Annotated in this window: 17 protein-coding genes; 10 read left to right on the forward strand and 7 right to left on the reverse strand. The window is 68.3% G+C overall.

Going from position 1 to position 16,403, the window contains the following annotated elements; translation table 11 throughout:
- Nucleotides 1-35: 35 nt before the first annotated feature.
- Both msrB and K9D25_RS20670 read left to right on the forward strand, forming a co-directional pair.
- Nucleotides 36-473, forward strand: a complete 438-nt coding sequence (gene msrB / locus K9D25_RS20665) for a peptide-methionine (R)-S-oxide reductase MsrB (protein WP_244377919.1) — start codon at nt 36-38, stop codon at nt 471-473.
- Nucleotides 470-2,572: a S9 family peptidase gene (locus tag K9D25_RS20670; RefSeq protein ID WP_244377921.1), complete on the forward strand. Its 2,103-nt coding sequence runs from the start codon at nt 470-472 to the stop codon at nt 2,570-2,572. Before msrB ends, K9D25_RS20670 begins: the two co-directional genes overlap by 4 nt.
- A 72-nt stretch (nt 2,573-2,644) precedes the next feature.
- Here K9D25_RS20670 and K9D25_RS20675 read toward each other — a convergent pair whose 3' ends face one another.
- Nucleotides 2,645-3,808, reverse strand: coding sequence for a hypothetical protein (locus K9D25_RS20675; RefSeq protein ID WP_244377922.1), 1,164 nt, complete (start codon nt 3,806-3,808; stop codon nt 2,645-2,647).
- A gap of 272 nt (nt 3,809-4,080) precedes the next feature.
- Here K9D25_RS20675 and K9D25_RS20680 point away from each other — a divergent pair, with 272 nt between their 5' ends.
- Nucleotides 4,081-4,677, forward strand: coding sequence for a superoxide dismutase (locus K9D25_RS20680; RefSeq protein WP_244377923.1), 597 nt, complete (start codon nt 4,081-4,083; stop codon nt 4,675-4,677).
- 68 nt (nt 4,678-4,745) lie between these two features.
- Here K9D25_RS20680 and K9D25_RS20685 read toward each other — a convergent pair whose 3' ends face one another.
- Nucleotides 4,746-5,120, reverse strand: coding sequence for a hypothetical protein (locus tag K9D25_RS20685; protein ID WP_244377925.1), 375 nt, complete (start codon nt 5,118-5,120; stop codon nt 4,746-4,748).
- A gap of 77 nt (nt 5,121-5,197) precedes the next feature.
- Nucleotides 5,198-6,187, reverse strand: a complete 990-nt coding sequence (locus K9D25_RS20690) for a zinc transporter ZntB (protein WP_244377926.1) — start codon at nt 6,185-6,187, stop codon at nt 5,198-5,200.
- A 169-nt stretch (nt 6,188-6,356) separates the two neighbouring features.
- Here K9D25_RS20690 and K9D25_RS20695 point away from each other — a divergent pair, with 169 nt between their 5' ends.
- Entirely contained in the window at nt 6,357-6,749 is a 393-nt protein-coding gene (locus tag K9D25_RS20695) for a hypothetical protein (RefSeq protein WP_244377927.1), read from the forward strand.
- A gap of 86 nt (nt 6,750-6,835) precedes the next feature.
- Here K9D25_RS20695 and folK read toward each other — a convergent pair whose 3' ends face one another.
- Nucleotides 6,836-7,387 carry a 2-amino-4-hydroxy-6-hydroxymethyldihydropteridine diphosphokinase gene (folK, locus tag K9D25_RS20700; protein ID WP_244377928.1) on the reverse strand — a complete coding sequence of 184 codons (552 nt, stop codon included), beginning with the start codon at nt 7,385-7,387 and terminating at the stop codon, nt 6,836-6,838.
- Nucleotides 7,377-8,219: a dihydropteroate synthase gene (gene folP / locus K9D25_RS20705; protein ID WP_244377930.1), complete on the reverse strand. Its 843-nt coding sequence runs from the start codon at nt 8,217-8,219 to the stop codon at nt 7,377-7,379. The genes folK and folP overlap by 11 nt, the downstream gene beginning before the upstream one ends.
- 171 nt (nt 8,220-8,390) lie before the next feature.
- Between folP and K9D25_RS20710 the strand changes: the two genes are divergently transcribed.
- From K9D25_RS20710 to K9D25_RS20735, 6 genes are all read left to right on the forward strand, one after another.
- Nucleotides 8,391-9,905 (forward strand): helicase HerA-like domain-containing protein, encoded by a 1,515-nt coding sequence (locus K9D25_RS20710; protein ID WP_244377931.1) that lies wholly within the window; start codon nt 8,391-8,393, stop codon nt 9,903-9,905.
- Nucleotides 9,906-10,040: 135 nt separating this feature from the next.
- A complete protein-coding gene (locus tag K9D25_RS20715) occupies nt 10,041-11,438 on the forward strand; it encodes a dipeptidase (RefSeq protein WP_244377933.1) in 1,398 nt (465 codons plus the stop codon).
- A gap of 5 nt (nt 11,439-11,443) precedes the next feature.
- A complete protein-coding gene (locus K9D25_RS20720; RefSeq protein WP_244377934.1) occupies nt 11,444-12,304 on the forward strand; it encodes a branched-chain amino acid aminotransferase in 861 nt (286 codons plus the stop codon).
- A gap of 1 nt (nt 12,305) precedes the next feature.
- A complete protein-coding gene (gene meaB, locus K9D25_RS20725) occupies nt 12,306-13,307 on the forward strand; it encodes a methylmalonyl Co-A mutase-associated GTPase MeaB (RefSeq protein ID WP_244377935.1) in 1,002 nt (333 codons plus the stop codon).
- Between the two features lie 107 nt (nt 13,308-13,414).
- Nucleotides 13,415-13,801 (forward strand): response regulator, encoded by a 387-nt coding sequence (locus tag K9D25_RS20730; RefSeq protein ID WP_244377936.1) that lies wholly within the window; start codon nt 13,415-13,417, stop codon nt 13,799-13,801.
- Nucleotides 13,801-14,451 (forward strand): peptidase C15, encoded by a 651-nt coding sequence (locus K9D25_RS20735; RefSeq protein WP_244377937.1) that lies wholly within the window; start codon nt 13,801-13,803, stop codon nt 14,449-14,451. Before K9D25_RS20730 ends, K9D25_RS20735 begins: the two co-directional genes overlap by 1 nt.
- A 166-nt stretch (nt 14,452-14,617) precedes the next feature.
- Here K9D25_RS20735 and K9D25_RS20740 read toward each other — a convergent pair whose 3' ends face one another.
- Together K9D25_RS20740 and K9D25_RS20745 are read right to left on the reverse strand one after the other, a co-directional pair.
- Nucleotides 14,618-14,950 (reverse strand): c-type cytochrome, encoded by a 333-nt coding sequence (locus K9D25_RS20740; RefSeq protein WP_432207899.1) that lies wholly within the window; start codon nt 14,948-14,950, stop codon nt 14,618-14,620.
- 65 nt (nt 14,951-15,015) lie between these two features.
- Complete coding sequence (locus K9D25_RS20745; RefSeq protein WP_244377938.1) at nt 15,016-16,296, reverse strand: PQQ-dependent sugar dehydrogenase; 1,281 nt, start codon at nt 16,294-16,296, stop codon at nt 15,016-15,018.
- Nucleotides 16,297-16,403 lie beyond the last annotated feature (107 nt).

A 16,403-nucleotide genomic window follows, 5' to 3' on the forward strand; every position in this document is an offset into this window, starting at 1 on the left:
CGATTATCTCATCGGAAAACCTCAAGGATTTTCCCATGGACCAGATCTCTCGCCGTCCCCGCGTGGTGAAGTCGGACGCGGAGTGGCGTGCCCAGCTCACGCCGGAGCAGTATCGCGTCACGCGCGGCCACGGCACCGAGTGCGCTTTCAGCGGCCCGCACCTCTCCCAGAAGGAGCCGGGCCTCTACCGCTGCGTGTGCTGCGAGGCGCCACTGTTCCGCTCCAACGCCAAGTTCGAATCGGACACGGGCTGGCCGAGCTTCTTCCAGCCGGTCGATGCCGAAGCGGTCAGCGCCTATCACGACCATTCCTATGGCATGCACCGGGTCGAGGTGCGCTGCGCCAGCTGCGACGCCCATCTCGGCCACGTGTTCCCCGACGGCCCACCCCCGACCCGCCAGCGCTTCTGCATCAACGGTGTCGCCCTTGCCTTCGAGGCCGACGACACGGCGAGCGAGGGAACGCAGGCGTGAACACCGACACCGCCGCACGGCCCGCTTCCACCCACGCGCCGCTGGTCCGCTCCTTCCACGGGCAGACGCTGAGCGATCCCTATGCCTGGCTCCGGGCCGAGAACTGGCGCGAGGTGATGCGCGACCCCGCTCTGCTCGCCCCCGACATTCGCGAGTGGCTGGAGGCCGAGAACGCCGCCGCCGAGGCGTGGCTCGCACCCCATGCCGAGCTGCGGCGCCAGCTGGTGGCGGAAATGCGCGGCCGCATCAAGGAGGACGACGCCTCGGTGCCGTCCACCGATGGTCCCTTCGCCTATTTCACCCGCTTCCGCGAGGGCGGCCAGCATCCGCTCATCTGCCGCCGCCCGGCCGGCGCCATTGCCGGGGAAACCGTGCTGCTCGACGGCGACGCGCTGGCGGAAGGCAAGGCCTATTTCCAGTTTGGTGATGCGCGCCAGTCGCCCGACCACCGCCTCTATGCCTGGACCGCCGACGAGGCGGGCTCGGAATATTACACGCTGCGCATCCGCGACATCGACGCCGGCACCGACCTGCCCGATCTTGTCGCCGAGACCACCGGCGACGTGCTGTGGAGCGCGGATGGCGCCTATCTCTTCTATATCCGCCGCGACGCCGAGCATCGCCCGAGCTTCGTCTACCGCCACCGGCTCGGCACCGACCCTGCCGAAGACGTGCTGGTCTATGAGGAACCGGACAAGGGCTTCTTCGTCTCGCTCGGCCACACCCAGTCGCGCCGCTTCGGCCTCATTTCCTGCGGCGACCACGACACCAGCGAAGTCTGGCTCCTCGACCTCGACGCCCCGCTTGAGGCCCCCGTCCTTGTCGAGCCGCGCGAAGCCGGCCTGCGCTATGGGGTCGAGCACCATCCCGCGCTCGATGGGGTCGAGAGCCTGATCATCGAGACCAATGCCGACGGCGCCGAGGATTTCAAGATCGTCGCCGCGCCGCTCGGCACGCCCGGCCGCGCCCACTGGCGCGATCTGGTGCCGCACAAGCCCGGCCGCCTGCTGCTGTCGGTGTGCGTGCTGCGCGGCCATCTCATCCGGCTGGAGCGGGAGGACGGGCTGCCGCGCCTCGTCATCCGCGCGCTGGCGGACGGCGCCGAACATGCCGTCGCCTTCGCCGAGGAGGCCTATTCGCTCGGCTTCGATCCCGGCTTCGGCTTCGACAAGACCGAAATCCGCTTCACCTATTCCTCCATGACCACCCCTTCCGAGGTGTGGGATTACGATGTGGCGACCCACGCCCGCTTGCTGCGCAAGCGCCAGGAGGTGCCCTCCGGCCACGATCCCAAGCGCTATGTCACAAGGCGGCTGATGGCGCCGGCGGCGGATGGCGAGCTTGTGCCGGTGTCGCTGCTCTACGCCGCCGACACGCCGCTCGACGGCAGCGCCCCGTGCCTGCTCTATGGCTATGGCGCTTACGGCGTCTCCATGCCCGCCAGCTTCTCCGTCTCGCGGCTGTCGCTGGTGGATCGCGGCTTCGTCTTCGCCATCGCCCATATACGGGGCGGCACGGAGAAGGGCTGGCGCTGGTACCGCGAGGGCAAGCTGGCGAAGAAGACCAACAGCTTCACCGATTTCATCGCCGCCGGCGAACACCTGGTCGCCGAGAAGATCGTGGCGCCCGACCGCATCGTCGCCCATGGCGGCTCGGCCGGCGGCATGCTGATGGGGGCGGTGGCGAATAGGCGGCCGGACCTGTTCGCCGGCATCGTGGCCGAGGTGCCTTTCGTCGACGTGCTCAACACCATGCTCGACGACACCCTGCCGCTCACCCCGCCGGAATGGCCGGAATGGGGCAACCCGATCACGGATGCCGAGGCTTTCGCCACCATCCGCGCCTATTCGCCCTATGACAATGTGACGGCGCAGGACTACCCCGCCCTGTTCGCCCTGGCCGGCCTCACCGACCCGCGCGTGACCTATTGGGAACCGGCGAAATGGGTGGCGAAGCTGCGGGCGACCAAGACCGACCGGCGCCCGCTGCTGCTGCGCACCAATATGGAAGCCGGCCATGGCGGCGCCGCCGGCCGCTTCGACCGGCTGGAGGAAACGGCGATGATCTACGCCTTCGCCCTGGCTACCGCCGGGCGCTGACGCGGTCCTCGATAGCGGAAATAGAAAGGGCGCCCGCGGGCGCCCTTTGCGCATTCAAGACGCTGCGGCGGCTTACTCGCGGGCGATGCTGCCGGACACGTGGTCGCGCAGATCCTGCAGCGAGGCGAAACGCAGCACGCCATCCGGCAGGTCCGCCTCGATCGAACCGTCGGAATAAAGCGTGTAGCTCATGCCGCCGATCGTGCCGGATTTCAGCACGGTGACGGAAGGCTCCGTCGGCGCGGGCTCCTCGGTGAGCAGATCCGTGTCGCTGAGGAAGGCAGGCGGCGCCGCTGCCGGCTCGGCGGGGAAAGCCTCAGGCGCGGGTGCGGGCAAGGGCTCCTCGATGGCGGGAGCGGGCGACGGACGCTCCGGTACCGGCGCCGCGCCGGCCGAGCCGCGCAGGAAGCCCGGAAGTTCGCGGCGCGGTTCCGCCGGCGCAGACTCCGGCGCTTCCGGCTCGGAACGGTGAGGCTCGGACCGATGAGGTTCGGAACGGTGAAGCTCCGCCCGAACGGGCTCGATGCGCGGCTCGGTCCGCAGGGGCTCCGGGCGAACCGGCGTGGAACGCGCAGCCTCGACGCGTGGCGTCTCGACCCGAACCGGCTCATGCGCGGCCGGCTCGTGGCGGGGAGGCTCGTGGCGGGCAGGTTCATGGCGAACCGGCTCGGCATGGAAGGGTTCCGGACGTGCGGCGGCGGTCAGCGGCGAGCGGAAGGGCGGCAGGGGCTCGGCCTCGCGCTCGAATTCCGGCTCGCGCGGCGGCGCCAGGGCCGGCTCGGGCGCATAATCCGGCTCCGGCACGAACGCCGGCTCTTCCGCGCGCGGTGGTGCGGTCGGACGCTTGCGGCCGAACCAGGCCGGCGGCGCGGGGGTCTCGTCGAGCGGCGCGAGATCCTCCGGCGCCCGCACGGGCGTCACCTCATCAAAGGCCGGCGCGGGCGGGGCGATTGCCTCCGCGGCGAATGCGACGGCCGCCGTCTCGACCGCGACGGCCGGGTGCTCGTCTTCGAGCGCCTCGAAATGCACCGCCCCTTCCAGCTTGTTGGCGATGTCGATCAAGATCCGCAGAATGAAGCCGAGGGCGACCATCAGAAGACCGCCGACAAAAACCGAGCTGCCGACCATCATCAGGCCCGCGCCGGAAGTCGTCTCTGCCGAACCGAACCCGATTAGGCCGAAGACGAGGCCGAGCACGGACAGAGCCGCGCCGATTCCGATGACTGCTGCACCCATGAAGAAACTCCGCCGGACCGATTCGCCGTCGGCCCTTCTTGTACGAGACCTTACGTCCAGTACAGCTTTAACGAAAGCCGGGAGCACACTTGTCCGCCGCTACGGCGTCGCGGTGCTTCGACGGGGAAGAATTCGGCCGCGCGCGATGCTTTTGGTTGTCGCCCGCCCTGCGGCGCCCTATCTAGTCGGTGCCGATCTTTCACGGTGCCTGCGCACCCGCAAGGGGCGCCGAGGCGGCGCGGCCGGATTTCATTTCTGCGGAGACAGATTCCATGTCCTTCACGCTTCCCGAGCTTCCCTACTCCTACGACGCCCTCGCCCCCTATATGTCGCGCGAGACGCTCGAATATCACCACGACAAGCACCACCTCGCCTATGTGAACAACGGCAACAACCTGCTGAAGGGCACCGAGTGGGAAGGCAAGTCGCTGGAAGAGATCGTCAAGGGCTCCTTCGGCAAGAATGCCGGCCTGTTCAACAATGCCGGCCAGCACTTCAACCACTTGCACTTCTGGAACTGGATGAAGCCGAATGGCGGCGGCGCGATCCCCGGCGAGCTTGAGAAGAAGATCGTCGAGGACCTCGGTTCGGTCGACAAGATGAAGGAAGACTTCATCCAGGCCGGCGTGACCCAGTTCGGCTCGGGCTGGAACTGGCTGGCGGTCAAGGACGGCAAGATCGTCGTGATGAAGACCGCCAATGGCGAGAGCCCGCTGGTCCACGGCGCCACCCCGATCCTCGGCTGCGACGTGTGGGAGCACTCCTACTACATCGACTATCGCAACCGCCGCCCCGACTATCTCAAGGCGTTCGTCGAGAACCTGGTGAACTGGGACTACGTCGCCGAGCTGTATTCCAAGGCCGTCTGAGCGGTCCTCACCTCGAAATCGGGCGCCGTCGCGGGTCGACGGCGCCCTTTTTCATGGCTTGGCGCCGCTCACTGGCCGAAGGGAATTTCCGTGCGTGGGCCCGCCGGACGCGCCTTGGGCGGCCAGCCCTTCACGCAATAGTCGTTCCAGAAATTGAACTGCCAGGCCGAACGCCACTGGTACAGCCAGTTGTCGCATTCCGCCTTGGTGCGGAAGCAGCCATCGACCGTGCGGCCCTCGATGAAGTCGAAATTCCACGGCGCCTGCCGACGGCCGGTGAAATGGCCGTACCAGAGCTGCGCCGCGGGGGTCGAGGCCGCCATCTTGCGGCAGTCGCCGCCGGGAAAGGTCCCGGTGAATTCATAGGCCGCCGCCGGCCCGCCGGCCGCCCCCAACGTCAGCCCGGCGACGACCGCGACCGAGGCAATCCATTTCCCGCTCATGGCACTTTCCTCCCGGCCGCAGACGATCGCGGCCCGCTTCTCATCATTCTATGCCCCCGCCGGTCCACGGGAAGGGGCTACAGCCAGCGGATCGTGCGCAGCCACGCCACCAGACCGACGCCGAGGCCGGCGGCCAGCACGGTCACGGCCCAGAAGCCGTTGGGGTCCTGCGCGCCGGGAATGCCTTCCACATTCATGCCCATCAGGCCGGTGATCAGCGTCAGCGGCGCGAAGATCACCGTCACCGCCGCCAGCACCAGCATGGAACGGTTCATCTGCTCGGCCCGCCGTTCCACCATCTGGTCGTAGATGACGGCGGCACGGTCGCGCACCGAATCCAGCTCCTCGGCGAAGCGCGTCACCCGGTCGGCGGCCTCGCGCAGCCGGTTGCGGTCGCGCGGCGAGAGCCATTCGGCGTCTTCCAGCGAGAAATGGTTCAGCGCCTCGCGTTGCGGGGCGATGTAGCGGCGCAGGATGATGGCGACGCGCCGCACCTCGGAGACCTTGGGGCTGAGATTGGAGAGCGTCGCGCTCAGCACCTGCTCTTCCAGCTCGTCCGCCTGCTCGGCCAGCGCGGTGATCACCGTGTCCATGCGGTCGACGAGGCGCATGGAGAGATCGGCGACGAACTCGCCCGGGGTGCGCGGAGCCCGCCCGCGCTGGATGGCGTCCTCGAAATCGCCCACCGCCGACAGCGCCCGCCGCCGCACCGAGACGATGCGGTGAGGCTCCACCCAGAAGCGGATCGAGTGCATCTCATCCGGCAGTGAGTAGGGCATCAGGTTGATGCCGCGCAGGTTGAGGAAGGCGCCATTGTCGAACAGGGCGCAGCGCGGCCGCGTTTCCGCCGCCACCAGGGATTCGACGATGGAGGGATCGACGCCGCTGTGCAGGTCGAGCCAGGTGCTGCGGCCGTGGCGATGCTCCAGAAGCTGGAGATTGATCCACTGGAAGCGTTCGCCGGACGGAACGCCCTGCGCGATCTCCTCCCAGCCGATGCGCCGCGCGCCGCCATTGCCGTCGAAGGTCCAGGCGGAAACGAGGCCTTCCTTGTCGTAATCGGGCAATGCTGGCTCCTGCGTTTCCCGAATGAATGGCAGATGAACGCCCGCAGTGGAATGCGTTCAGTTTGATGAACCTATTGCAACAGCGGGTTCAGCTTGGGTTCGGCCGACACTGGCTAGGGTGTGTTCATCAAGGGCCGAACCGGCCCGCTGAGCACCCGAGGATACCGCCATGACCGGCATCACCAAGACTGGCATCACCAAGACAAGCAAGCTCGTTGCCCTCGCCCTCGCCGGCACCACCCTCCTCGCCACCGTTCCCGCCGCCGCCGATGGCTGGCGCGGCCCGGGCTGGGGTGGCCACGGCCATGGCGGCCATGGCTGGGGCCGTCCGGGTCCCGGCTGGCGCGGTCCCGGCTGGGGTGCGCCCGGCTATTACTATGGCCCGCGCCGCAACAATAACGGTGCCGCCATTGCCGCCGGCATCATCGGTGGCCTTGCCGTCGGCGCCATCGCGGCCGGCGCCGCCAACAACTATTACCGCCCGAGCTGCTGGACCGAGACCCGCACGCTCTACAACAGCTGGGGCCAGCCCTATTACCGCGATGTCGAGGTCTGCCGCTGAGCGGCGCCCTCTCTTCCCAAGGCGCGACGGACGAGCGGGCGGCGGAGCGATCCGCCGCCTTTCGCGTGTTCTGGCCCTGCGGTCAGTCAGTCGCTCGCCGGCTGCGGCTCGACCTTGACGATGCCGCTGCGGTCGAGCCCGGCAAGCGCCGCAGCCACCGACGCGCCGCCGACCTTCAGCTCCGGCGCCAGTTCGCTGAGCGGGATCAGCGCGAAGGCCCGCTCCATCATGCGCGGATGCGGAATTTCGAGGTCGGGCTCGGCGATCACCTCGTCGCCATAGAGCAAGATGTCGATGTCGATCTTGCGCGGGCCGAAGCGCACCTCGCGCGTGCGGTCGCGCCCGAAGGCGTGCTCGACACCGAGCAGCAGGTTGAGCAGCTCGCGCGCGGAAAGCTCTGTCTCCACCGCCACCACCATGTTGAGATAAGGCCCCTGCGGCACCGGCCCCCAGGGCGGGGTCTCGTAGAGCGAGGAGCGGGCGATGATCTTCAACCCCGCGCGGGCGATGAGCCCGACCGCCTTCGCCATGGTGCCGGCGCGGTCGCCGAGATTGGAGCCGAGGCAGAGATAGGCAACCGCCTTCTCCACCTTGCGCGGCCGGCGGACGAAAAAATCGGGCGTCGGTTTAGCGGGCATGGAGGATCGCCTCCGTCACCCGCGCCGCCTGCACATGCGCGGCCACGTCATGCACGCGGATGATGGCGCAGCCAGCGCGGATGCCAAGCACATTGGAGGCGATGGTCCCCGGCAGGCGCTCGGCCGGCGTGGTTTCGATCACCTTGCCGATCAGCGACTTGCGCGAGGTGCCGAGCAGCAGCGGAAAGCCGAGCCGGCCGAACGTCTCCAGCGAGGCGAGCGCCTTCAGGTTCTGCTCGAAGGTCTTGCCGAAGCCGATGCCGGGATCGAGGGCGATGCGGTCCGGGCGGATGCCGGCGCGTGCCGCCCGCTCCAGCGCCTGTTCGAAAAAGCCGAGAATGTCGGCGACGATGTCGACTTCCGGGTCGACAGTGGCGCGGTTGTGCATCGCCACCACGCCGGCATCATAGGCGGCGGCGACACGGGCCATGTCCGGGTCGCCCATCAGTCCCCAAATGTCGTTGAGAAGGCTGGCGCCGGCCTTCAGCGCCGCTTCGGCGACCGCCGCCTTCTGCGTGTCGATGGAGAGCGGCACCGGCAGGCCGGCCAGCGCCTCAACCGCCGGCAGCACGCGGCGCAGCTCTTCCTCCGCCTGCACCGGCGTATGGCCGGGACGGGTCGATTCCCCGCCAATGTCGAGAATATCCGCTCCCTCCGCCACCAGCCGGCGGGCATTGGCCACCGCGTCGTCGAGCGCCGCGCTGCGCCCGCCATCGGAGAAGGAATCGGGGGTCACATTGAGGATACCCATCACCAGCGTGCGGCCGGCATAGTCCAGCCGGCGGCCGCGCGCATCGAGCAGGCGTTGGGTGGGCGGAACAAGAGCGGCCATGGCATCCCAAGGGTTGGCGTTTGGCTTTCACATCGCGCGAGCGGGCCGCGAAGGCAAGCGCCGACGCGGCAGGGTCGCCTCATTCGCGCGCGCCGAGCTTTCGCCCGGCTTGCCGAACCGCCCCCGGCTGCGCTCTAAAGGAGGGGACGCGAGCGTGCGCAGGAGGCAGCCATGTCCGGTGACACCGAGGGCCAGATCTTCGTCGGGCGAAGCTCGACCGGCGGAACGGGCCGCAAGGCCGAATATCTCGCGCTGAAGCTCGCCAACCGCCACGGCCTCGCCACCGGCGCCACCGGCACCGGCAAGACGGTAACGCTGCAGACGCTGGCGGAGGGCTTTTCCCGCGCCGGCGTCCCGGTCTTCGCCGCCGACATCAAGGGCGACCTCTCCGGCATCGGCATGCCCGGCGAGGGGCAGGACTGGATCGTCAAGCGCTGCGCCGAAATCGGCATCGACTATGTGCCGGACGAATTTCCCGTCCTCTTCTGGGACCTGTTCGGCGAGCAGGGCCACCCGGTCCGCGCCACGGTCTCGGAAATGGGGCCGCTGCTGCTGGCGCGGCTGCTGGACCTCAACGAGGTGCAGGAAGGCGTGCTGAACGTCGTGTTCCGCATCGCTGACGAGCAGGGCCTGCTGCTGCTCGACCTCAAGGATCTGCGGGCGATGCTGGCCTTCGTCGCGGAGAATGCGGGCAAGCTCACCACCACCTATGGCAATGTCTCGCCCGCCACCGTCGGCGCCATCCAGCGGGCGCTGCTGGTGCTGGAAAATCAGGGCGCCGACAAATTCTTCGGCGAGCCGGCGCTGAAGATCACCGATCTGATGCGGGTCGAGCCGCGCTCGGGCTACGGCACCATCTCGCTGCTCGCCGCCGACAAGCTGATGGCCTCGCCCCGGCTCTACGCCTCCTTCCTTTTGTGGCTGCTGTCCGAACTGTTCGAGGAGCTGCCCGAGATCGGCGATCCCGAAAAGCCGCGCGTGGTGTTCTTCTTCGATGAAGCGCATCTTCTGTTCGACGGAGCGCCCAAGGCGCTGCTGCAGAAGGTGGAGCAGGTGGTGCGGCTCATCCGCTCCAAGGGGGTGGGCGTGTATTTCGTCACCCAGAACCCGCTCGACATCCCCGACAGCGTGCTCGCCCAGCTCGGCAACCGGGTGCAGCACGCGCTGCGCGCCTTCACCCCGCGCGACCAGAAGGCGGTGAAGGCGGCGGCCGACACCTTTCGCCCCAACCCGACGCTGAACACCGCCGAGGTCATCACCCAGCTTGGCAAGGGCGAGGCGCTGGTCTCGATGCTGGAGGGCAATGGCACCCCGTCCATGGTCGAGCGCACGCTCATCGCCCCGCCCGCCGCCCGCGTCGGGCCCATCACCCCGGAACTTCGCAAGGTCGCGATGGCGCAAAGCCCGGTGCGCCACGCCTATGACGAAACGCTCGACCGTGAATCCGCCTATGAAATCCTCGCCAAGCGCGCCGAGCAGGCCACCGCGCCCGAAGCCACGCCGGCCGAGGCGGAGGCGCAGAGCGGCGGCTGGCTGGCGGACACGCTTGGCGGCCTGTTCCGGCGCGGCCCGCGCGGCGGCATGAGCATGGGCGAGCGGGTGGTCAACCAGGTGACGCGGCAGGTCACCAATGAAGTGACCAAGGCCATTCTGCGCAACGTGCTCGGCGGCGCCCGCCGGCGGTAGACAGCAATGAGACCCTCATGGCCGGGCTTGACCCGGCCACCCAGTCCTTGACGGAGGCGCAAGGTGTCTGGGTCCCCGGGTCAAGCCCGGAGATGAGGCGGAAAGGCCTCTTTGAAACGACAAGGACTCCCGGCCATGGCCGCTCATTCCAGGACAGACCTCGACCGCGTGCTCGCGGCCGTCGATGCCGATCTCGATGCATCGCTCGCGCGTCTGTTCGACTTCCTGCGCATCCCCTCCATTTCCACCGACCGCGCCTATGCCGCCGATTGCCGCCGCGCCGGCCAGTGGCTGGCGGACGACCTCGCCACGCTCGGCCTCACGGCCAAGCTGAACGACACGCCCGGCCATCCCATCGTCACCGGCACCTCGGCCGGGGGTGCGGAACGTCGGGTGCTGTTCTACGGCCATTACGATGTGCAGCCGGTCGATCCGCTGGAACTGTGGGATAGCCCGCCCTTCGAGCCGCGCATCGTCGAAGCGGCGGACGGGGTGAAGCGGATCGTCGCCCGTGGTTCGTCCGACGACAAGGGCCAGGTGATGACCTTCGTCGAGGCCTGCCGCGCCTATGTCAGCACCATCGGCCGCCTGCCGGTCGATGTGGCCATCGTGGTCGAGGGCGAGGAGGAGAGCGGCTCGGCCAATATCGGCCCGTTCCTGGAAGCGCATAAGAGCGAGCTGAAAGCCGACCTTGCCCTCGTCTGCGACACCGGCATGTGGGATGCGAACACCCCCGCCATCATCCTCTCGCTGCGCGGGCTGATGCATGACGAGTTCGTCGTCCGCGCCGCCGATCGCGACCTGCATTCCGGCTATTATGGCGGCGCCGCCGCCAACCCGCTGCATGTCATCGCAAAGATCATCGGCGGCGTGCATGGCGAGGACGGGCGCATCACGATTCCCGGCTTCTATAACGGCGTGGTCGAGCCCTCCGAGCACATGCGCGAGGCTTGGTCGAAGCTCGACCTGACGACGGAGAATTTCCTCGGCCCCATCGGCCTCTCCCATCCCATCGGCGAGAAGGACCGGCTGCTGATCGAGATGGTCTCGACCCGCCCGACCTTCGAGGTCAACGGGCTCTGGGGCGGCTATACCGGCGAGGGCGGCAAGACCGTCATCCCCTCCATCGCCACGGCCAAGATTACCTGCCGGCTGGTGGCGGACCAGGACCCGGTCCATGTGCGCGACTGCGTGCGCGCTTATATCCGCTCCAAGCTGCCGGCGGACTGCACGGTGGAATTCCTCGGTGGCGAGGGCAACCGCGCGGTCGCCGTCGCCCATGACAACCCGCTGCTCGCCAAGGCCGCGAGCGCGCTCAGCGAGGAATGGGGCGCGCCGGCCGTCACCTATGGCGAGGGCGGCTCCATCCCCGTGGTCGGCCAGTTCAAGAAGGTGCTGGGACAGGACACGCTGCTGGTCGGCTTCGCGCTGGACGATGACCGCATCCATTCGCCCAACGAGAAATACGACCTCACCTCCTTCCACAAGGGCATTCGCAGCTGGGTCCGCATCCTCGCGGCTCTGGCGGAGTAGCTGTCATGTCGCATCACTGGACGCAGACCTGGACCTTCTTCAACGGCAGTTGGCAGGAGGGCAACATCCCGATCCTCGGCGTGCGCAGCCATGCCACCTGGCTCGGCACCTCGGTGTTCGACGGCGCCCGCGCCTTTGAGGGGGTGACGCCGGACCTCGACCTGCACTGCGCGCGGGTGAACCGCTCGGCGCTGGCAATGGGGCTGAAGCCGCTGGTCTCGGTGGAGAAATGGGTAGAGCTGGCGCATCAGGGCGTGAAGCGCTTCGCGCCCGGCGCTGCGCTCTATATCCGGCCGATGTACTGGGCGGAATATCCCGGCGCGCGCACGGTGGACGCCGACCCGGAATCCACCCGCTGGTGCCTCAGCCTCTACGAGGCCGGCATGCCGAGCCCGGACCACGGCACGGCGATCACCCTGTCGCGCTACCGCCGGCCGACGATCGAATGCGCCGTCACCGACGCCAAGGCCGGCTGCCTCTACCCCAACAACGCCCGGGCGCTCGTCGAGGCGCATGCGCGCGGCTTCGACAATGCGGTGCTGTGCGACATGCTGGGCAATGTCGCCGAGCTCGCCACCGCCAATGTCTTCCTCGCCAAGGACGGCGTCGCCTTCACCCCGGCGCCGAACGGCACCTTCCTCGCCGGCATCACCCGCACCCGCACGGCAAACCTGCTGCGGGAGGCCGGCATCGAGGTGGTGGAGGGTGCGCTCACCTGGCGCGACTTCCTGGAGGCGGACGAGATCTTCTCCACCGGCAATTACTCCAAGGTCACGCCGGTGACGCGCATCGAAGAGCGCGATCTCCAGCCCGGCCCGGTCTATCGCCGCGCGCGCGACCTCTACTGGGAGTTCGCCCATTCCTGAAGTGACGCACGCCGCCCCGCTGCCCGCCCTCGACGCGCTCATCGAGGGTGTCCGCTCCGGCCACCGCGCCACGCTCGCCCGGGCGATCACGCTTGTGGAATCGCGCAAGCTGGCGCATCGCGCGCTGGCGGGCGAGCTATTGCAGGCGCTGCTGCCGCAGACCGGGCGCGCCTTGCGCCTCGGCATCACCGGCGTGCCGGGAGTGGGCAAGTCGACCACCATCGACGCGCTCGGTAGCCACCTCATCGCCCAGGGGCACCGGGTGGCGGTGCTGGCGGTCGACCCCTCCTCCACCCGCACCGGCGGCTCGATTCTCGGCGACAAGACGCGCATGGCCCGCCTGTCGCTGGAGGAGCGCGCTTTCATCCGCCCCTCCCCGGCCGGCGGCACGCTTGGCGGGGTCGCGGCGCGTACCCGCGAGACCCTGCTGCTGTGCGAGGCGGCGGGTTATGACGTGGTGCTGGTGGAGACGGTCGGCGTCGGCCAGTCGGAAACCGCGGTGGCGGACATGACCGACACCTTCCTCGTGCTCATGCTGCCCGGCGCCGGCGACGAGTTGCAGGGCATCAAGAAGGGCATCATCGAGCTGGCCGACATCGTCGCGGTGAACAAGGCGGACGGCGCCAATCTCGCCCGTGCCAAGGCGGCGGCGGGGGAGTACCGCGCCGCGCTGCATGTGCTCGGCGGGCGCGAGCCATTCTGGTCGGTGCCGGTGCTCACCTATTCCGGCCTGACCGGCGAGGGGATCGATGCCCTGTGGGCGACGGCGGTGTCGCATCGCGACCGCGCGACGCAGGCGGGGGCCTTTTCTGCGCGCCGCAGCGGCCAGCAGGTGAAATGGATGTGGACCCTGTTCGACGAGCGGGTGCGCGATGCGCTGCGCCGCGCCCCGGCGCTGCGGGCGCAACTGCCGGCGATCGAGCAGGCGGTGGCGGCGGGCGCGCTTTCCCCCACGCTCGGCGCCGCGAAGATCGCCAATCTGTTCGGCTGGCCAGATTTGTGAGGCCGGACTCGCAAAAAAGCCGAAATGAGGGAAGAATATCCAAATTGGCGACGGTTGCTGGTCGGCACCGGACAGGCAAGCCCGACCAGAGGGAGCGACACATCATCATGCAGGATCAGCCCACGCTGTCGGGCCAGCGCGTCTTCGTGGTCGAGGACGAGACGCTCGTCGCGATGATGATCGAGGGCATGCTTGAGGAACTGGGCGCCACCGTCGTCGGCAATGAATCGCGCTTCGACGACGCGCTGAACTTCGTCGCCACCCGTCATGAGGAGATCGATGTCGCCATGCTCGACCTCAATCTCGGCACGCGCCACAGCTACGACATCGCCGAGGCGATCGCCCGTCACGGCATCCCGATCGTTTTCTCCACCGGCTATAATGACAGCGCCATCGACGCGGCCTGGCGCACCTGCCCGGTGCTGAACAAGCCGTTTCAGCTGGCCGATCTCGAGGGCGCTCTGGCGCGGGCGCTGGAGGCGCGCGCGGCCTGATGCGCGCCGGGCCGGCAAAGGCATCGGCTCTGCCGCGCCTGCTCATCACGGGCTTCGGCCATTTTCCCGGTATGCCGGCCAATCCGTCCGCCCAGCTTGCCCGCCAGCTCGCGCGCCGCCGCCCGGCCGGGGGCGCACGGACCGAAGAGCGCCTGCTCGCCACGCGCTGGGACGAGGCCGCCGGCTTCCCCGCTTTGCTCGCGCAAACCCAGCCGGACATCGTGCTGATGCTGGGCGTCGCCGCCCGGCGCCGGCGTGTCTCGATCGAAATCGTCGGCCGCAATGCGACCGGCGCGTTTCCCGATGCCGCCGGCTACCGTCCGGCCTCGGGCGTGCTGGAGCCCGGCGCACCGGCGCAGCGGGCGCTGGCTGCCCGCCCGGCGCCGCTGCTGGCGGCGCTGCGCGCCGCCGGTGTCCCCGCCCATCTCTCCCGCCATGCCGGCCGCTATGTCTGCAACGCGCTGGCCTTCCGCGCCTATGGCTGGGCGCGCGCCGGCCGTCGCACCGATGGCGGACCGCGGCTTGCGGTGTTGGTACATGTGCCGCTGCCGCGTCCCGGCCGGCTCGCTCTGCCGCAGCTGGCCCGAGGGCTGGAAGCACTGCTGGCCGCGCTGCTGGCGCAGTTCCGGCAGAGCCGGCTGCGCGCCTGAGCGACGGGCAAAGAAAGGGCGGACACCGCTCAGATCATCTCACTGTTTCACGGGAACAGTGAGATGATCGAATTTCTTGTTCTTCGCGTTTTCTTCACGCGAACCGGTATCCACTTCGCTCGAAAACGCTCCCGCGCGGCATCCGCCCTCGGGTCGACCCCGGCGCTCAGCGTGCCGGCACCTGCACGGTGATCTTGATCGAGGCGTACCACGCCGCGAGATTGGCGATGTCGGCGTCGGTCAGGTCCTTGGACACCACCGTCATCATCTCGTTGACGCGGCGGCCGGCGCGGAAATCCTCCAGCGCCTTGGCGAGATAGACTTCCTGCTGGCCGGCCAGATTGGCCGCCGTCGGCAATTGGGCAATGCCGTCGGTGCCGTGGCAGACGGCGCATTGGGCCGAAGCCTTGGCGCGCCCCGCTTTGGCGTCCTGCGCGAAGGTGGGGGTGACGCCGAGTGCCGCCGCCATCAGCAGCGGCACGTAGAACATGCGTTTCATTGACGATTCCCGGCAAGAGAAAGGGCCCCCGCGCCCGAAGGCGCAGGGGCGAGGCTGCGGCTCGCTTACTTCTCGTAGGAGATGCGGTAGATCGCCCCCGACGTATCGTCCGCCACCAGCAGCGAGCCGTCATTCAGCTGAGCCACGGAGGCCGGACGGCCGAGATATTCGCCATCGACCAGCCAGCCCTCGGCGAAGGGCTCGGTCTTGGCGGCGGTGCCGTCGTCGTTCAGCGTGGTGAACATCACCCGCGCACCGACCGGATCGGTGCGGTTCCACGAGCCGTGCTGCACCGAGAAGATTCCGCCCCTGTACTTCGCCGGGAACTGCTTGCCGGTGTAGAAGGTCATGCCGAGATCGGCGGCATGCGCTTCCATCTCGACTTGGGGCGGCACGGAATCGGCCGGCGGCGTCTGGTCCTTATATTCGACGGTGCGGACACTGCCGCCGCCGAAATAGGGGAAGCCGAAGGTCTGCCCGGGCTTGGTGGCGCGGTTCAGTTCGCCCGGCGGAATGGTATCACCCATGCCGTCGACCTGGTTGTCGGTGAACCAGAGGGTCTTGTCCTTCGGGTTGAAGTCCATGCCCACCGAATTGCGGATACCCCACGCATAGACTTCACGGTTCTTGCCGTCGCGGTCCATCCGCACGATGCCGCCAATGCCCGTCTTCTTGTACAGGTCGTATTTCTCCGGCGCGAAGACGTTGAAGGGCTGGCCGAGCGTGATGTACAGCTTGTCGTCCGGCCCGATGCGGCAGACGCGGGCGGTGTGGTTGTAGGATTCCTCGGCGGCCGGAATGAGGTCGCCCTGCTTCACCACCTCGAAGGCGGCGACATCCGGCCCCTCATAGAAGAACTCGGCGGCGGGGAAGAGCAGCACGCGGTTCTGCTCGGCGACGAACAGGAAGCCGTCCTTGGAGAAGCACACGCCGTTCGGCAACTTGAACTGGATGGAGGGCGCGAAGACCTTCACCTCGTCGGCGACACGGTCCTTGTCGCGGTCGGTCACCGCCCATACTTTCGATTTGCGGGTGCCGACGAAGACGGCGCCGGTGGTCGGCCCCACCGCCATTTCGCGCGCGTCCGGCACGATGGCGTAAAGCGCGATCTTGAAGCCGTCCGGCAGCTTGATGCCGGCCAGCGTCTTGTTGAACGCATCGACGCGCGGGCCGGTCTGCGGCACCGTCTCCATTTCCATGGAGGCGCCGGTCTGCTGGAAATTCGAGAGCTTCTGCATGTTGTCGGTCGACTGGGCCTGAGCCGAAGCCGACAGCATCACCGCGCCCGCGAACATGGTGGTGGCGAGCAGCGCCGCGGTCCGCGAACCGCGCCGGAAAAGAGACATGGGGTTCCTCCTAGGATGCCGGACCTCGTTCGGGTCCGTTGCGACGGCACGCTAGCACGACCTCCCTGAACGTTAAGTCAGCAATACTGGCTCATCTGGCCTGAAAT

The organism is Ancylobacter polymorphus (assembly GCF_022836935.1).
Taxonomy (GTDB): Bacteria; Pseudomonadota; Alphaproteobacteria; order Rhizobiales; family Xanthobacteraceae; genus Ancylobacter; species Ancylobacter polymorphus_A.